Origin of the sequence: Vulcanococcus sp. Clear-D1 (assembly GCF_014654725.1) — a bacterium.
In the GTDB taxonomy this organism is placed as follows: Bacteria; Cyanobacteriota; Cyanobacteriia; order PCC-6307; family Cyanobiaceae; genus Vulcanococcus.
Genome location: NZ_JACVZV010000025.1, coordinates 1 through 14,903, shown reverse-complemented (window position 1 = coordinate 14,903; position 14,903 = coordinate 1). Strand labels below are relative to the sequence as shown.

Here is a 14,903-nt window from a genome sequence, read left to right as displayed (position 1 = left end):
TCAGCCCAGGGCGGCAGCCGGCTCCGGTGCACGGGCGCGGAAGCCAGGCAGCGGTGAGGCCTGCTCCGCCCGCAGACCGGGAACAGCCATCACAGCCTGCGTTTCGGGGCAGTAGGCGCTCAGATCACCGCCGTAGCAGGCGCCTGTGTCCACCATCACGATGTGATGAAGCCGGCGCACGTGGGGGCCGGGGGTGTGGCCGATCACCACGTCGCCGAAGCGGCCGTCGTAGTTCTGCCAGAAATCCAACCGCACCCGCAGATCCGGCTGCCAGGTGCTCGGATCAAAGCCGGCATGGGTGGCCACCCAGCCATCGCCCCAGTAAGCCAAAGGCAGGTGCTGCAGCCGCTCGAGCCATTGACTGCAGCGGCTTTCCCCCAGTTGGCGGTAGGTATCGCAGCCGGCCAGGCGACGCTCGGCCTGCCAGCTGCCGCGCTGCAGGCCGCTGATCAGATCCTGTTCGTGGTTGCCCCGCAGCCACACCGCTCGCCCTGATTCCACCAGGCCCCAGATGCGCTCCATGCTGGCCTCGATGCCTGGGCCGCGGTTGATCGCATCGCCGCAGAAGATCAGCCGGTCGCTCGCCGGAAGCCGCTGCAGCAACTGCTCAAGGGCGTCAGCGCAGCCATGAACGTCACCGATCACCCAGTGGTGAGAGCGGCGCTGGGAGGACGTCATGCCGACGGCGCATTGCGTCCAGTCTTGCCATTCGGCGGCGGTTCTGTCATCCCTGCAACGCCATTAACCTTCCGGCAACCACGCCAGCGCTGATGGACAGCCAGCCCACGGATCCGCGCACCCTGTCGGTGGGGCAGCGGGTTTCGATCCTGGTGAAAGCGCTCGATGGGGCCAAGCGCACCAACGAGGCGCTGGCGAACTGCAGCAACGGCGATCAGATGGTGGAGGTGCTGCTCGATGCCTCCAGCAAGCTTGGGCTGGGGCTCACCCGCGCGGAGCTCACCCGCACTCCCCCCATCCGTGACTGGATCTGGTGGAAGAACAAAGAAGCCCTGCTCACCATCGGCGACGCCAAGCCCCGCTACCAACAAGACGCCGACCAGGGGCGCGTCGAGGCCGCTGCTGATGGCGAGCAACCCCGAAAGAAGTTTCTGGGGCTGTTCTGAGGCTGAGGCGCCGGGCCGGTAGGCCGGTTTCTTCGCAACGCGCAGTGCCGATCACCCTGGTTTTGTACAGGCTGTACGGAATCAGGGTGTTCTCTTGAGGGGCTTTCGACGACAGACCCCTGGGCGATAGGCGGCTCGACCCCTCAGGCTGCGCTGGCCAGAGCGTCGGGGATGGAGGCGCTGGGGGCTTCGAAGCTGCCTTTGGCCACGAACTCAAGGCGCAGCTTCATGAACTCGATGAACTTGGCGTCGGTGGAGACCACGGCCGCGGCGGGCTGCGGCACCTGATCGGCGATGGCCTTCAGCTCCGGCGCCTGCAGGAAGACGGGTCGCTTCACCAGCCAGAAGTCGATCTCCTTGCCCTGTTCGCCGTAGTTGCGCACCCGCTCGCGCAGCACTTCATCGAGGGGCTCCTCCACCGTGAGGAAGGTCTCGCTGGCGGCCACGAAGTGGTACTGGGTCATGAACTGGTGCTGCCGAACAGGGGTTCCCGGCGGGGATTCTGAACTAAAGCCTTCATCTGCCGCACCGCCTCCTCCAGGCCCACCGCCAGGGCGCGGGCCACGATGGTGTGGCCGATGTTGAGCTCCTCCATCCCCTCAATCGCCGCCACCGGTTCCACGTTTTGATACGTGAGGCCATGGCCGGCGTTCACGCGCAGCCCCAGGCTGCGGGCGATGAAGCTGCCCTCGGTGAGGCGGGCGAGCTCCAGGGGTTGTTGCTGCCAATCGGCTTCGGCGTAGGTGCCGGTGTGCAGCTCCACCCAACGGGCGCCGGTGGCGCGGCAGGCCTCCAGCTGGCCGGGCTCGGCATCCACAAACAGGCTCACGCCGATCCCTGCCTCCTGCAGTCGGCCCACCAGGCCCTGGAGCGGCTGCAGCTGGCCGGCCACATCGAGGCCGCCTTCGGTGGTCACCTCTTCGCGCTTCTCCGGCACCAGGGTCACCATGTCGGGCTTGATGCGCAGGGCGATCGCCTCCATTTCAGGCGTGGCGGCCATCTCCAGATTGAGGCGGCTGCGCACCACCTGGCGCAGGAGCTCCACATCGCGGTCGTGGATGTGGCGGCGGTCTTCGCGCAGGTGCACGGTGATGCCATCGGCGCCGCCCAGCTCGGCCAAGAGCGCGTAGCTCACCGGATCGGGCTCCACCGTGCGGCGGGCCTGGCGCACGTTGGCGATGTGATCGATGTTCACGCCAAGGCTGGCCATTGCATCGGGGGCGTCTGGCCGGATCCTATGGATGGGGCTGCGGCCACCGCATGGGGCGGAGGTTGCAGCGGCCGCAGGGGGAAGTGCCCGTCCGCGGCGATTGGCGCCTGGATGAGCTCCTACGTTGAACGGAACGGATTGGCCGAGCAGGCCGCGAGACGGTGGCGACGGCGTCCAGTCAGCTGAGTAAGCGCGAACAGAGCCTGTGCAATGGCATCAGCCCCTGGCTGTCGCCACTGGCGATGGTGGTCACCCAGGACGTGGCTCTCAAGGGTTTCTTTGGCCGGCTGCACGTGATCGGCCGCGAGCATCTGCCCCTCAGTGGTCCGGTGTTGATGGCCCCCACCCATCGGGCCCGCTGGGATGCGCTGATGCTCCCCTACGCCGCCGGACGGCGGGTGAGCGGCCGCGACTGCCGCTTCATGGTCACCCTCGATGAGATGAAGGGGATTCAGGGGTGGTTTCTGCACCGGTTGGGCTGCTTCCCGGTGAACCAGCTCAAGCCCCAGACCGCCAGCCTGCGCTTTGCCGTTGATCTGCTGGAGGCCGGTCAGCAGCTGGTGGTGTTTCCGGAGGGCCGGATCATGCGCGAGCCCGGTCCGATCCGCCTGATGCAGGGGTTGTCGCGCTTGGCGTTGCTGGCCTCGGCCCATGGCCTGGATGTGCCGGTGCTTCCCATCGGCATCGCCTACGGTCGCGCTGTGCCTCGCTTGGGGGATTCCGCCGCCCTGGCCTTCGGGCCGCCGCTGCATGTGCAGGGCCACGGCCGCGAGGCGGCGAAGCACTTCAGCGAGCAGCTGGCGGCGGCGATGTCTGCCGCTGAGGCTCGGGCGCTGGCGGTGGTGGGCCGCAGCGCTGCTGAGGGTGGCTTTGCAGCGCCCGTAGAGTTTTCCAACGTCTGACTTGTTGCCGTGCGCCGGCCGATCGCCGCTCTTGCCCTCAGCGCCCTGGCGTTGGTGACCCCCAGCCTGGCCACCCTTCCGGTGCGCGCCCAGCAGGAGCCTGAGAAGGTGCTCGAATCCACCAGCTCAGGCCTGAACCTGGCGTCGGTGCAAGCCAAGGTGGCCCAGGGTGATGCCGCCGCCGCCGCCGGCAAGCTCAGCCAGGCCAAAACCGACTACGACCAGGCCCTGGAAGCCGCCACCTATCTGGTGAGCGCTTACCGCAACCTCTCCGGTGCCTTCCGCGGCCTCGATGCCCGCATCCCGCGCGAGATGGATCAGAAGGGTCGTGAGGCCACCGAGCTCCAGGCCAATATCGAGCTGCGCTTGGCCGCGCTGCTGCGCCGGATGAACCAGCCCCAGGTGGCGGTGCCCCTGCTGGTGCGCGTGGTGCAGCGCATGTCGCCCACCAGCCCCCAGGGTCAGAAGGCCTACCAGAGCTTGGTGGAGCTGGGCTTTGTGGCAACGCCTTACACCGCCGCCACCGCGGCTCCGGCAGCCCAGTGAGCGCGGCGCCTACATTCGCTCGCTAGCCCGCTTCGCGACTCTCCAGTTCATGGTCCATCCCGACCAGGTGCGAGCTGCCATCACCCAGGCGCTGCCGGATGCCCGTGTTGAGGTGGAAGACCTCACCGGCGGCGGCGATCACCTGCAGGTGACGGTGGTCTCCACCGCTTTCGACGGCCTGAGCCGCGTCAAGCAGCACCAGCTCGTGTACGGCGCCCTGCGCAGCGAACTGGCCAGCGAGGCCATTCACGCCCTGGCCCTGCAGACCTCCACCCCCACCGCCTGAACCATGGACGCCTCCACCCAGCAACGCATCGAACAACTGGTGGGCAGCAGCCCCGTGTTCGTGTTCATGAAGGGCAGCAAGTTGATGCCCCAGTGCGGCTTCAGCAACAACGTGGTGCAGATCCTCAACTCCCTGGGGGTGGCCTTCGAAACCTTCGACGTGCTCTCCGATATGGAGATCCGTCAGGGCATCAAGGAGTTCTCCGATTGGCCCACCATCCCTCAGGTGTATGTGAACGGCGAGTTCATCGGCGGATCCGACATCCTGATCGAGATGTACAACTCCGGTGAACTGCGCGAAAAGCTCGCGGTGGCGCTGGCCTGATCAGAGCCGGACGCGCTCGGGGGCCGGCTCAGTTCCGGCCCGTTTCGTAAAGGGTGCTCATGTCATCGCCCGGGCCGATGAAGCTGGAGGGATCCATGATCCAGCGGTCCACCAGCTCTTCCAGGCGCCGTTGGGTGAGGGCATCAAGCACCGCTGTTTTGCGCAAGGCGTGCAGGTATCCGTCGGCGTAAAGGCGCAGCTCCGCCGGGCTGTGATAGCGACTGGCCAGCGACTGGCAGGCATCACAGAGGGATTGGAAGTGGCGGATCGCGTCGGGGTGTTGCAGGGCGGTCATGACTGGACCGGATGGGACAGCTGGCAAGGCATCGCCTGATACCACTCTGGCCAGGAAAACAGGGATAGCGTAGGCAGAACCATGGAGAAGCAGGTGGATTCCTCCGCTGTCGGCTCCACAACCAGTTCCGCCCCTGGATCTGAAAGTGCCTTGAAGCGTGTGTTGGTGGTCGATCCCCATCCCACGCTGCGCACGGTGCTGGCCCAGCGCCTGCGCCAAGACGGCTATCTGGCTGCGGCGGTGGCCACGGCCGCCGAAGCCGTAGCCCTGTGCGATGACCTCACCCCCGATCTGCTCGTGGCAGCAGAGCTGTTGGAGGAAACCACGGCGTTGAAGCTGGCGGCCCAGCTCCGCTGCCCGGTGATGGTGCTCACGGCGCGCTCGGGCTCCGAGCCTGTGGTGGCTTTGCTCGATGCCGGCGCCGATGAGGTGCTGCGCAAACCCTTTGGCCTGGAGGAGCTCGCGGCCCGCAGCCGTTCGCTGCTGCGCCGCAGCCGCAGCGGCCTGCAGGAGCGCGTGTGTGTGGGCCCGCTGGAGGTGCATTTGCTGCTGCGTCAGGTGACGCTGCGCGATCAGCCGGTGGAGCTGAGCCCCAGGGAATTTGCTCTCCTGTGTGCGTTGCTGATGCCGCCAGGGGTGGTGCGAAACCGCAGCGAGCTGTTACGCATGGCCTGGCCGCCATTCAGCGGCGGGCCCCGCTCGGTCGACACCCAGGTTCTCACCCTGCGGCGCAAGCTCGAGCAGGCGGGCCTCGGCGAAGGCGGCGGCATTGAAACCGTGCGGCAGCAGGGCTATCGCTTCAGTCTCGACACGATTCCGGCGGAGTCTGAGGCGGGTGAATCGATGCGCTCGCCTGTGCCTTCAGGCTTCTGATTCAGCGGTTCAACAACAACACACCAGCAGTGGCCTCGGCTGCGAGACCTAACCCGCAGAGCGCAGCCAGCAGCTGATACGTCCAAGGTGGGCTTATCCGGCCGATCGAGCTGGTATCGAGGCCTGTGTGTTGGCTGAAGCGGCTCAGAAACACCTCGAAGGCTTGCACCCGCTGCGGGAGCAGGTAGGCCGATCCCTCTTGGGTGCGCACATAGAAGACCCGACCCCCTTGGCTGGTGGCCACGGGTGTGAGGCCTGTGATCGCATCCCACTGCAGCTGCCAGCCTCGACGCAGCAACCAACGGCACCAAGCCGCATGACCGACGCGGATTCCGCTGTCGCTCAGTTCCACCTGTTCGCTCACCAGCGCCAGGATCAACATCAGCCCAAGCGGCAACGCAACCCAGAGCCAGCCTTGGAGCTCGGAGGGAGCGAGCACCGGTAGCGGCAGCACCAGGGCGAGATACAAGCTGATCAGGGTGAAGCGGATCAGCGGAGCCATCGGAAAGACAGCTGTTGTGGCCGTGGGCTGATCGCCTCCGGTGTTCATCGATCTTCGGCTGAACCGGGCAGGGGCTCCACCACCGCGGAAGGGGCGTAGCGCCCGCTGAACACTTCTTGCTCGCGGCCTTTCCAGAACTCGCCCAGGCGCATCAGGTCGGCATGGGCTTCCTGAAGGGCCTCCATGTACTCCTGGGGATCCATGGAATCCCGCGATTCCTTGAGCTTGGTGAGCCGCAGCAGTTGCAGCATCCAGGGTTTGCTCAGCTCACCGCGCTGCTCGAGGTAGCGCGCCAGGTCAGCGGCGTTGGGAGTGCCATCGCTGGAGGCGGCCATGGGGCTGCGGAGGGCAAGGTGGTACGCCACCCTATGGAGAGGGCTGGAGTGGCCGTGAGTTCGGATCTCCGCTCTGCCTTCATCCGTCCGCCCGCCTGGGTCGCCGAGGCGGCGGTGGCTCAGATCTTTCCCGATCGCTTTCGCCGCAGCGGCCGCGTGGCGGCGCAGCAGGGTTTGGCGCTGCAGCCCTGGGGCGATCCACCCACGCGCACCGGGTTTCAGGGTGGAGACCTCTATGGCGTGATCGAGGGGCTCGACCATCTGCAGGCGCTGGGCATCACTGCCTCTATCTCACCCCGATCTTCAGTTCGGCGGCCAATCACCGCTATCACGCCTACGACTACTTCCAGGTGGATCCCTTACTTGGCGGTGATCAAGCCTTTGATGCGCTGGTGGCGGAGCTGAAGCGGCGGGGGATGCGACTGATCCTCGATGGTGTGTTTAACCACTGCGGCCGGGGCTTTTGGGCGTTTCACCATCTGCTGGAGAACGGCCCGGCCTCGCCCTATGCCGACTGGTTCATCACCGAGCACTGGCCCCTCAAGCCCTATCCAGAGCCGGGTGAACCCTGCGGATATCCACAGCTGGTGGTGTTATCCGGCGCTGCCGAAGTTCAACCACGCCAACCCTGCGGTGCGGGAGCACCTGCTGGCGGTGGGGCGCCACTGGATCGAGCGGGGTATCGATCAGGGCCCATTAGAAGTCTGTCCCAGTAGCTCTGGCGTGCGGCGCTCAGCTCCGGTTTGGTGCGCAGGTCACGCCCATATCTCTTGACCTCGCCGCTTGAGAACCCAGCCGCTGCAACGGATCTGATCAGCTTCCTCAAGGCGCTTCCCGATTGCCGTCTGCGCCGGGGGATTCGCTACCCGCAGTGGTGGATGCTGCTGATGGCGATCCTGGCCATCAACCGCTTCGCGCAAGGCTGACGCCTACAGCAACCAGGGTTCGTTGCTCGGGATGGAGCGTTTTGCCAAACGCCACCGCAAGACCCTCAACGAGCTGCTCGGCACCCACATGGCCAACCCGCCGTCGGACTCGACCTTCCGGTTGCTCCTCTCTCAGCTCGATGTCGATGGCTTCGATGCCCTGCTGCAGCAGTGGATGGCTGCCCAGCCTGGCGTCACCGAGTCTGTCGACACCCTGGTGTGTGACGGTAAGACCCTGCGGGGTTCGATCGATCAAACCGCTTCTGGCGCAGCGCGTTTTATCGCCCAGGTGAGCCTGTACTCCAACACCCTTGGGGTAGCCATTGCCCAAAACACCTACGCCACCGATGCCGGCGGCGAGATCGCGGCCTTGCGCCAGCTGTTGGATCGCGTCGAGCTCAACGGCTTGCTGGTGCAGGCCGACGCGCTGCATGCAAATCGCCCTTTTTCCTCTACCTCGAGCAGCGTGACGCCGACTGCCTGATCGCTGTAAAGCACAGTGGTCGCAAGGGCTTTCAGGTGATCTGTGATCGGCTCACCTATGGCCGTAAGGCACCGTGGCAAGCCAGCAAGCGTGAACGCAAACGCGGCAGGGACCTCACCTGGATGCTGCGGGGCATGCCGGCCCCGGCGTGGATGATGGAGAACTGGCCGGGCAGCGCCACAGTCCTGGAAGTTCGCTGCAAAGGCACCCGCGACGGCAAACCGGTCGATGAGACCCGTTACTACGTCTCAAGTTTGCGCACTCGAGCCGAGGCTCTGCTGCAGCACGTGCGCGACCGCTGGTCGATCGAGAACTCCTGGCACTGGCCACGCGACACCCAGCTCCGGGAGGACGCGCATCGCTACCGCGAGAGCAACGGCGTGCGGATCATGGCCACGCTCCGCAGCCTGGCCATGAATGCCCTACAGCTCGAGGGCTACTGGTCGATCACTGAGGGGCTGGCGGCTCTGGCCCATGACATCAGGGGGCTTCTGGCACTGCTGGGCTGGCGAGAACCGTGTCAGGCACTGAATTCTGCTTGACTTCTAATGAGCCCTGGCCCTGACACTCAGAAATCATAGGGAACTTTTGATGTTCTGTTATGGGCTTGCTCTAGAATATGGTTTTGATTTTACCGATGGGACACCCAAGTGAGCGCGTTTTTCAGGTGTATCAAATCCCAAGTACCTATCCAGTTTCGGCTGTATTGGCGCTTGATATTGAGCCAGATGTCGCAACTGTTAACACAGCTCTCAATGGGCAGCAGGTTATTCCTGTAAGTAAATTGCTGTATCAATATGATCCAACTACGCATGCGCTAGTCACTCGTGAGACAATTGAGAGAGATGGGCACTATTTGAACAAATCTATCCAGACCCTTGATTTTGCCAATACGACAATCCTTGCATCTGCGGAAGCTTCGGATACGTTGGCAGGCTACCTTGAGGCAAAGCCCTTTGAAAGCGTTAACAACACATGGCATTGGGATCCCGATACTAGGGCTGGCCAGATTGCGGGACGAGCTCTGGACATTCACTACGGGGCTAATCAAACTCTAGACTATTATTTTGACCAATTTAATCGCAATGGTGTTGATGGAAACGGCGAGCTCAACCTGCTGAATGCCGTAGCCCCAATAAGAATCGATTCGAATATTGAGGTTGAAGATGGCCATAATGCGTGGTGGTCAAAAATACAGTTCTCTTATCGCGGCAATGTTTATGGGATGATGACGTATCTAGATGGTGTTGGTCGCAGAGGCGGCAACGGCAATATTGGTGTTCCGGCCGCAATCGATATCCTAGGTCATGAACTCACGCATGGTGTCACTCAGTTCACGGCCAACTTTGAATATGCAGGAGAGTCTGGTGCTCTTGACGAAGGTATTAGTGATATTTTTGGAACATTAGTCAAGGTTTACTCGAAGGACAAGGGCTTCCAGAGTAACGACTGGTCTTGGATTATGGGAGATGGCAGCTTTCCGATCAGGGATATGAAGAGCCCAAAGAATTATGATCAACCTTCAACCTATCTGGGTGAAAACTGGTCAAATACATATTTAGCGGGCGTAGATCTCGGAGGCGTCCACATTAACAGTGGGGTTTTGAACCATTGGTTTGTTATTGCCTCTGAAGGAGCCAAGGACGGCGGAGCAGGCTCAGGCGTCAACGACAACGGCTACGCATACAACGTCAAGAGCGTTGGCCTCAGCAAAATGCAAGGTGTTGTCTACCGGGCCTTAACCGTCTACCTTGGGCCAAATTCGGATTACTCTGATGCTAGAGAGGCAACTTTAAAGGCGGCAAATGATTTAACGAGAAAAAGCGTATCTGATGTCTACCCTGGTGTTCCAAGACTGACAAATCAAGATGTCCAACAGATTGCTAAGGCTTGGGATGCTGTCGGTGTGGATGGAGGATTAAAGCCTTCGGCACTCACCACTATCCAGAGTAACTCTGAATCCAAGGACTTTTCTGGAACATCCGGCAATGAAGAGTTCTTGGGAAGCGCAAGTGATAACATCGCCAAAGGTCGTGCTGGATACGACCTTCTATACGGATTCGACGGGAACGATCGCTTGAATGGAGGCTATGGCAATGACAAATTAGATGGTGGTAATGATGATGATGTATTGATCGGAGGCAAAGGTCGTGATGTCTTTATTGTCTCTCAAGGGAATGATCGCATTCTTGATTTCGATGCTGACAAGGATCGTCTCGTATGGAGTGGTGTAGGTACATTTTCGAGGGGTGACGATGGCGGTACCGTGCTGAGTCACGATCTTGGCGTGGTGAGCATTAATACAGAATTTGATGCAATTGTTTCTGGTAGTCAGTGCTCTGTGGCTTTGAAATTCTCTACATTTACCTCAGGTGAAGTAGAGCTGTTTATTCTTGGTGAAAAGGTATCACTTGTCTGTTGAATGGCTGACTTTAAGTAGGCTGGGGCTGGGAAGTTTCTTTGCCTTGAGCGTTAATCGTTGGGCGGGTCGTCTGAGGCGGTCCGCTTTTACTTGCAATGACTTCATCTGGCTTTGCCTTAGGAGGTTGCTGAAAAAGCCATCGATCTGCGGGAGAATGAACCAGCAGCACGTAGTGGATTCGCGGCCAGCAGCAAGGCAATGGTCCACTGCTATGTGCATCCCCACAGAAGACCGAGTCGACACTTTTCATCCCCTGCGCAAGGTGAGGAGGTTGGCCTACAACCTGATCCGCATCGCCAACCTGCTCACCGTACGGGCGGTTATGGCATCAAAGTAGCTGGGGGAGGAGTAACGGGGCTGAACAATAGGTTTCGACTGCTCGAGTTAGGCTCGACTGAGGCACCAACGACCCAGGACTGATTCATAGTCAGGCTATGGGTTGGTTTCTGGTTGGTGCCGGGCCATCGCCAGCGGTCCCGTGAAGTCATGCATCACCGAGCGCAGATGCAAGCTAAAGTAAGGATCAAGATTCTTCCCAACTAGAATCCGACGAGTACAAAAGCCCGTCTTAGCAAAACAGCCACGCCTAGCATGCGGAATCATTCAGGGCACCCATCAAACCTTGCCAACAGGTTTGACACAAAGATCCACACCGATCAAATCGAACAATACCTGCCGCTCCTTAATGAGAAAGCAATTAAGCTGATCAACAAGTCACAGGAGCAGACAGATAGCGTGATTCCGATCTACGGTGGACAGTATACAAATGCGTATCACTTTGATAATAACAAACTTGCAGAGTCTACGGCTAAGATCAACGACGGTTACAGAGAGGCTCTGAGGAGCTACGAACGAAGCCCGAACGAGGTCTTTAAGTACTTTGGAAGAATTACGCACGCTCTTCAGGATTTCTATTCCCACAGTAACTGGTACGAGCTGGCCCGAGCAGGCTTCACAGGCAATCAACGACTGCTTGACGAAGGATATGGTTTCTTTGAGGAACTGAAACCTCTTAAGCAGATTGGGGCAACGAAAGTCGTATCTCTGGAGAGTGGCTTCGATGATCCGATCACAGCCTGGGGCAGGACGGATGTATGGCTGGTCGATTCCTTCACATATGTCGTGAGCAGCAAAACAGACCGCGGCGAAGTCATCGGTGGCCTGATGACAGGTGAAGTGAATGGGCTGCTTTACGGCTATGGCAATAGTGTTCCGATTGTGGACACAGTGACCAACCAGCGCTATGCCGGCTTTGATCATGGCGGGCTTGCCGGCACCCTTTCAAAACGATTCCTCGGGCCACTCGCTAAAGACACTATCAAAGATCGCTATCATGGAGATGTTCTCGAATTAGCACGAGACCAGATTCAACACGAGTTAGTTCGTCTGTTGAGCCTTATCGAGGCTCAGTATGGGAAAGGGGGCCTAAGGAAGTTTTCTGAGTTGTTTGTTCGGGAGGAACACAAGGACGCATTTAGGGTTCTCGTGGGTGATGAAAGCCTAAGCGAGGACAGCCTAAGTCAGAATAGAATTCTGAATACCCTTGAAGATAACCAGGCCACTGATGAAGTGCTCAAGACGTTCTTCGCAGATGGGAATCCAGATGTAGAGCCACTCCCGGACAGGCATCCTCTGCCCAAAGAAATCCGGCGGTACAGAGATGAGATCGAGGAACGACAATTTCGATGGAGAGAAATTAACGCTGGAGTTACATGGCACGATGAGGGAATCTTTATGCTGCAGATTATGCGTGATGGTCGATGGATAAACACAGATTTTACTTCAGACGAGTTCTTGAATTATCGGTAGGATAAACAAGGCTCAATGGCGATCGGAATGGTTGGATGCCAACCATGAATCCGAGGCATCTCGTCAGAGCTAATAACATCGCCAGAGATGACCATCTGGTCTGGCCTTATCCAGGAGGTCCTGCCTGGGCGTGTGGGGGCTGCTCAAAACGTAGGGCCGCCTAAAAGTCTGACCCTGTAGCTCTTGGCGGGCCTGGCACCATTGGGTTTTGTCAGCGGGTCTCACCGCTCCCGTAGACGCAGTCTTCCGCGCAGCGGTTGCTCGAAACCTCCTCCGCTGCAGCCGATCTGAGTGCGCCGGATGATCTGATCAGCTTTCTCAAGGCGATTCCCGATGGCCGCTATCGCCGCGGGGTGCGTTATCCGCAGTGGTTCCTGTTGTTGGTGGCGGTACTCGGCCCAGGGCCTATTAGAAGTCTGTCTTCGTAGCCCTGGCTGGGCCGCTGCGCTTACGGTGCCGTGTGCGGGAACCGCTCCTGTCCATTGGCTTTCCGAGCCCGCCACTTCGCCAGTCGCTGCAAGCGATCTGATCAGCTTCCTCAAGGCGCTGCCGGATTGCCGGATGCGCCGCAGGGCTGATTCAAAGTTTCACGCCGGCTTTTGCCGTGGTTGCCGCGTCGCCATCGCCAGCAGTGCCTTGATGTCATGCATCACTGCCTGCAGGCCCTCGCGGATCGAGTCGAAACCGGCCAGGCGCAGCAGGTTCAGTCCAGCTGTGCGCAGCGCTGCCATCACGCCGGCACCGTTGCCGCTGTAACGATGGTCGTCCTCATGGAGCTGGGTGTCACGAATCCAGTGCCAGCTCTCGATACTCCAGCGCTCTCTCACCAGCCTGAGCAGTGCATTTGGGGTGGTGCGCAGGCTGGTGATGTAGACGAAGTCGGCCGGAGGCCATACCTGTGCGTCGCCTTGAACCGCTTGCCATCACGGATCCCGGCAGCGATCACCTCGGTGATCCAGCTGGTGCCATGCCAGTTCGCCTTGATGTGCTCCGGAGCTTCTTTCGCCCTCAACGTCCAGCGGGTATCACGGCCATGGCCGATCTCGTGATCGGTTGCCATGAACGGGATCTTGCGCTTTCCAAGCAGCTGATCGGCGATCTGCCGGTAGAGCTTCTTTTGGTTGGCCTTGACCGTCAGCAGGAAGTCGGCCCCCTGCTCCTTGAGTTGTCGAAAAACGCTTGCTGCGTGTGGAGCGCATCCGCCTGGATCAGCACTCCCTCAAGGTCGAGCTCCCCGAGCAGCTTCTGGAGCACGGCGCGCTCGTGATCCTCTCCAGTGGCGTAGCAGGCCTGAGCGATCGCTACACCCAAGGCTGCCGAGTAAAGCGTCACCTGGGCGATGAACGCAGAACCACCACCACTGGTGGTCTCAATCGAGCCCCGGAGGGTCTTGCTGTCACAGATCAACTGATCGAGATCGCCTGCCCCACCGGGGATCTGGGCGATGGTCCAATCCCGGATGGCGGCACAGACGGCAGCCACGTCCACCTGCAGGAAGAAGTAGCGGAAGGCGGAATCGGAGGGAGGACGCTTGAGCTCAAGGCCAAGGGCCTCGTTCAGCACGGCGTGGTGGCGTCGGGCAAAACGCTCCAGATCGCGCAGGCTCTCGCATTTGCTCAGGATGCCGAGCACCGCCACCAGCAACAGGTACCAGGCCGGGATGCGAACCCCTCGACGCATCCGGGCATCGGGGATCGCCTTGAGGAAGCTGATCAGGTCGAGATCGGTTGCTGCAGAAACGCTTTGGAGCACTGAGAGGGGGCAATCCCACCGACCTCAACCCACGCCCAGAGCCCCGGCAAGACAACCTGTGACACACTTTGAATCAGCCCTGGGATGCGCCGGGGTATCCGCTTTCCCCAGTGGTGGATGCTGCTGGTGGCCATCCTCTCGATCCTGAGCGGCCAGGGCTCGCTTGTGGGGATGGAGCGTTTTGCCAAACGCCATCACCAGGCGCTCAACGAGCTGCTGGGGACTGATTTCCGGAAGTCGCCGTCTGATTCCACGTTCCGGCTTCTGCTCGCCCAGTTGGATGTGCCTGGCTTTGAGACCCTGCTCCGCGACTGGATGGCGGCTCAACCGGGTGTGACAGAGACGCTGGATACCTTGGTGTGTGATGGCAAGACGCTGCGTGGTTCCATCGCTGAGAACGAAAACGGCGCAGCGCGTTACGGCCTCCGGCCGACTGCGTCTACATAGCCCAGGTAAGCCTCTACTCCCAATCGCTGGGCGTGGCGATTGCCCAGACCACATACTCCACCGATGCCAGTGGTGAGATTCAGGCCCTGCGCCAGTTGCTTGAGGCCGTCGAGCTCGAGGGAGTGCTCATTCAGGCTGACGCGCTGCACGCGAACCGCCCTTTTTCCTCTACCTCGCCCAGCGCGGCGCCGACTTCCTGATCGCCGTCAAGCACGGGCGCCGCAAAGGGTTCCAGTTGATCCGAGATCGGCTCACCTACAGCCGCCGGATCCACTGGCGCACCAGCAAGCGGGAAATCAAGCGAGGTCGTCACATCACCTGTGAGTTGCGGGCCATGTCGGCACCGGAGTGGGTGATGGAGCAGTGGCCGGGCAGTGCGACGATCATCGCCGTGCGTAGCCATGGCATTCGCGAGGGCAAGCCGCAGGACGAGATCCGTTACTACGTCTTGAGTTTGCGCACCGGTGCCCTAGCCCTGAGGGCTTCCGCTTGCGGTAGGCCCTACTCAGAGCAATCCGCCAGCGCTGGTCGATCGAAAACAGCTGGCACTGGGTACGGGACGTGCCGCTGCGAGAAGACGCCCACCGCTACCGGGAGAACAACGGCGTCCAAATCCTGGCCACTCTCCGCAGCCTGGCCATCAATGCCCTACGGCTCGATGGGATC

General features: G+C 60.9%; 23 protein-coding genes and 1 pseudogene. 16 read left to right on the top strand and 8 right to left on the bottom strand.

Going from position 1 to position 14,903, the window contains the following annotated elements; translation table 11 throughout:
* The gene (locus tag H9532_RS10855) at positions 1-678 is read right to left on the bottom strand and encodes a metallophosphoesterase (protein ID WP_296368315.1); all 678 of its coding nucleotides are present in this window, start codon (positions 676-678) and stop codon (positions 1-3) included.
* Between the two features lie 92 nt (positions 679-770).
* On the opposite strand from H9532_RS10855, the gene H9532_RS10850 reads away from it, so the two are divergent.
* Positions 771-1,124, top strand: a complete 354-nt coding sequence (locus H9532_RS10850; RefSeq protein WP_296368313.1) for a hypothetical protein — start codon at positions 771-773, stop codon at positions 1,122-1,124.
* Between the two features lie 143 nt (positions 1,125-1,267).
* Here H9532_RS10850 and H9532_RS10845 read toward each other — a convergent pair whose 3' ends face one another.
* Positions 1,268-1,588, bottom strand: coding sequence for an MgPME-cyclase complex family protein (locus H9532_RS10845; protein ID WP_296368312.1), 321 nt, complete (start codon positions 1,586-1,588; stop codon positions 1,268-1,270).
* Positions 1,585-2,334 (bottom strand): pyridoxine 5'-phosphate synthase, encoded by a 750-nt coding sequence (locus H9532_RS10840; protein ID WP_296368310.1) that lies wholly within the window; start codon positions 2,332-2,334, stop codon positions 1,585-1,587. The genes H9532_RS10845 and H9532_RS10840 overlap by 4 nt, the downstream gene beginning before the upstream one ends.
* Before the next feature lie 161 nt (positions 2,335-2,495).
* Between H9532_RS10840 and H9532_RS10835 the strand changes: the two genes are divergently transcribed.
* The 4 genes from H9532_RS10835 to grxD are packed head-to-tail and all read left to right on the top strand — an operon-like array spanning position 2,496 to position 4,392.
* Positions 2,496-3,236: a 1-acyl-sn-glycerol-3-phosphate acyltransferase gene (locus tag H9532_RS10835; RefSeq protein WP_296368307.1), complete on the top strand. Its 741-nt coding sequence runs from the start codon at positions 2,496-2,498 to the stop codon at positions 3,234-3,236.
* A gap of 9 nt (positions 3,237-3,245) precedes the next feature.
* Entirely contained in the window at positions 3,246-3,782 is a 537-nt protein-coding gene (locus tag H9532_RS10830) for a hypothetical protein (RefSeq protein WP_296368304.1), read from the top strand.
* Positions 3,783-3,831: 49 nt separating this feature from the next.
* Complete coding sequence (locus tag H9532_RS10825) at positions 3,832-4,068, top strand: BolA family protein (protein ID WP_010303368.1); 237 nt, start codon at positions 3,832-3,834, stop codon at positions 4,066-4,068.
* Positions 4,069-4,071: 3 nt separating this feature from the next.
* Positions 4,072-4,392: a Grx4 family monothiol glutaredoxin gene (gene grxD / locus H9532_RS10820; RefSeq protein ID WP_010303363.1), complete on the top strand. Its 321-nt coding sequence runs from the start codon at positions 4,072-4,074 to the stop codon at positions 4,390-4,392.
* A gap of 28 nt (positions 4,393-4,420) precedes the next feature.
* Here grxD and H9532_RS10815 read toward each other — a convergent pair whose 3' ends face one another.
* Positions 4,421-4,687 carry a DUF6761 family protein gene (locus H9532_RS10815; protein WP_010303359.1) on the bottom strand — a complete coding sequence of 89 codons (267 nt, stop codon included), beginning with the start codon at positions 4,685-4,687 and terminating at the stop codon, positions 4,421-4,423.
* Between the two features lie 81 nt (positions 4,688-4,768).
* Here H9532_RS10815 and H9532_RS10810 point away from each other — a divergent pair, with 81 nt between their 5' ends.
* Entirely contained in the window at positions 4,769-5,560 is a 792-nt protein-coding gene (locus H9532_RS10810; RefSeq protein ID WP_296368296.1) for a response regulator transcription factor, read from the top strand.
* A 1-nt stretch (position 5,561) separates the two neighbouring features.
* On the opposite strand, the gene H9532_RS10805 is transcribed toward H9532_RS10810, so the two are convergent.
* Positions 5,562-6,110: a hypothetical protein gene (locus H9532_RS10805; RefSeq protein WP_296368294.1), complete on the bottom strand. Its 549-nt coding sequence runs from the start codon at positions 6,108-6,110 to the stop codon at positions 5,562-5,564.
* Positions 6,107-6,397 (bottom strand): hypothetical protein, encoded by a 291-nt coding sequence (locus H9532_RS10800; protein WP_296368290.1) that lies wholly within the window; start codon positions 6,395-6,397, stop codon positions 6,107-6,109. Before H9532_RS10800 ends, H9532_RS10805 begins: the two co-directional genes overlap by 4 nt.
* A gap of 33 nt (positions 6,398-6,430) precedes the next feature.
* Here H9532_RS10800 and H9532_RS10795 point away from each other — a divergent pair.
* From H9532_RS10795 to H9532_RS10765, 7 genes and pseudogenes are all read left to right on the top strand, one after another.
* A pseudogene (locus H9532_RS10795) lies at positions 6,431-7,102 on the top strand (alpha-amylase family glycosyl hydrolase); the annotation flags it as partial.
* Positions 7,103-7,167: 65 nt separating this feature from the next.
* A complete protein-coding gene (locus H9532_RS10790; protein ID WP_296368288.1) occupies positions 7,168-7,323 on the top strand; it encodes a hypothetical protein in 156 nt (51 codons plus the stop codon).
* Between the two features lie 31 nt (positions 7,324-7,354).
* A complete protein-coding gene (locus H9532_RS10785) occupies positions 7,355-7,807 on the top strand; it encodes an ISAs1 family transposase (protein ID WP_296368285.1) in 453 nt (150 codons plus the stop codon).
* On the top strand, positions 7,804-8,349 hold the full coding sequence (locus H9532_RS10780; protein ID WP_366664564.1) for an ISAs1 family transposase: 546 nt from the start codon (positions 7,804-7,806) through the stop codon (positions 8,347-8,349). The genes H9532_RS10785 and H9532_RS10780 overlap by 4 nt, the downstream gene beginning before the upstream one ends.
* Before the next feature lie 77 nt (positions 8,350-8,426).
* Positions 8,427-10,229: a M4 family metallopeptidase gene (locus H9532_RS10775; protein WP_296368283.1), complete on the top strand. Its 1,803-nt coding sequence runs from the start codon at positions 8,427-8,429 to the stop codon at positions 10,227-10,229.
* 591 nt (positions 10,230-10,820) lie between these two features.
* Complete coding sequence (locus H9532_RS10770; protein ID WP_296368281.1) at positions 10,821-12,038, top strand: hypothetical protein; 1,218 nt, start codon at positions 10,821-10,823, stop codon at positions 12,036-12,038.
* Positions 12,039-12,295: 257 nt separating this feature from the next.
* Positions 12,296-12,466, top strand: coding sequence for a hypothetical protein (locus H9532_RS10765; RefSeq protein WP_296368279.1), 171 nt, complete (start codon positions 12,296-12,298; stop codon positions 12,464-12,466).
* A gap of 159 nt (positions 12,467-12,625) precedes the next feature.
* Here H9532_RS10765 and H9532_RS10760 read toward each other — a convergent pair whose 3' ends face one another.
* Entirely contained in the window at positions 12,626-12,865 is a 240-nt protein-coding gene (locus H9532_RS10760; protein ID WP_296368276.1) for a hypothetical protein, read from the bottom strand.
* Between the two features lie 307 nt (positions 12,866-13,172).
* On the bottom strand, positions 13,173-13,790 hold the full coding sequence (locus tag H9532_RS10755) for an ISAs1 family transposase (protein WP_296368273.1): 618 nt from the start codon (positions 13,788-13,790) through the stop codon (positions 13,173-13,175).
* Positions 13,791-13,874: 84 nt separating this feature from the next.
* Here H9532_RS10755 and H9532_RS10750 point away from each other — a divergent pair, with 84 nt between their 5' ends.
* The 3 genes from H9532_RS10750 to H9532_RS16060 form a co-directional block, all read left to right on the top strand.
* Positions 13,875-14,237, top strand: a complete 363-nt coding sequence (locus H9532_RS10750) for a transposase family protein (protein ID WP_296368272.1) — start codon at positions 13,875-13,877, stop codon at positions 14,235-14,237.
* A 32-nt stretch (positions 14,238-14,269) separates the two neighbouring features.
* Positions 14,270-14,437: a hypothetical protein gene (locus tag H9532_RS10745; protein WP_296368270.1), complete on the top strand. Its 168-nt coding sequence runs from the start codon at positions 14,270-14,272 to the stop codon at positions 14,435-14,437.
* A gap of 313 nt (positions 14,438-14,750) precedes the next feature.
* Positions 14,751-14,903 (top strand): transposase (locus H9532_RS16060; RefSeq protein ID WP_366664563.1); only part of this gene is annotated, 153 nt, incomplete at its 3' end.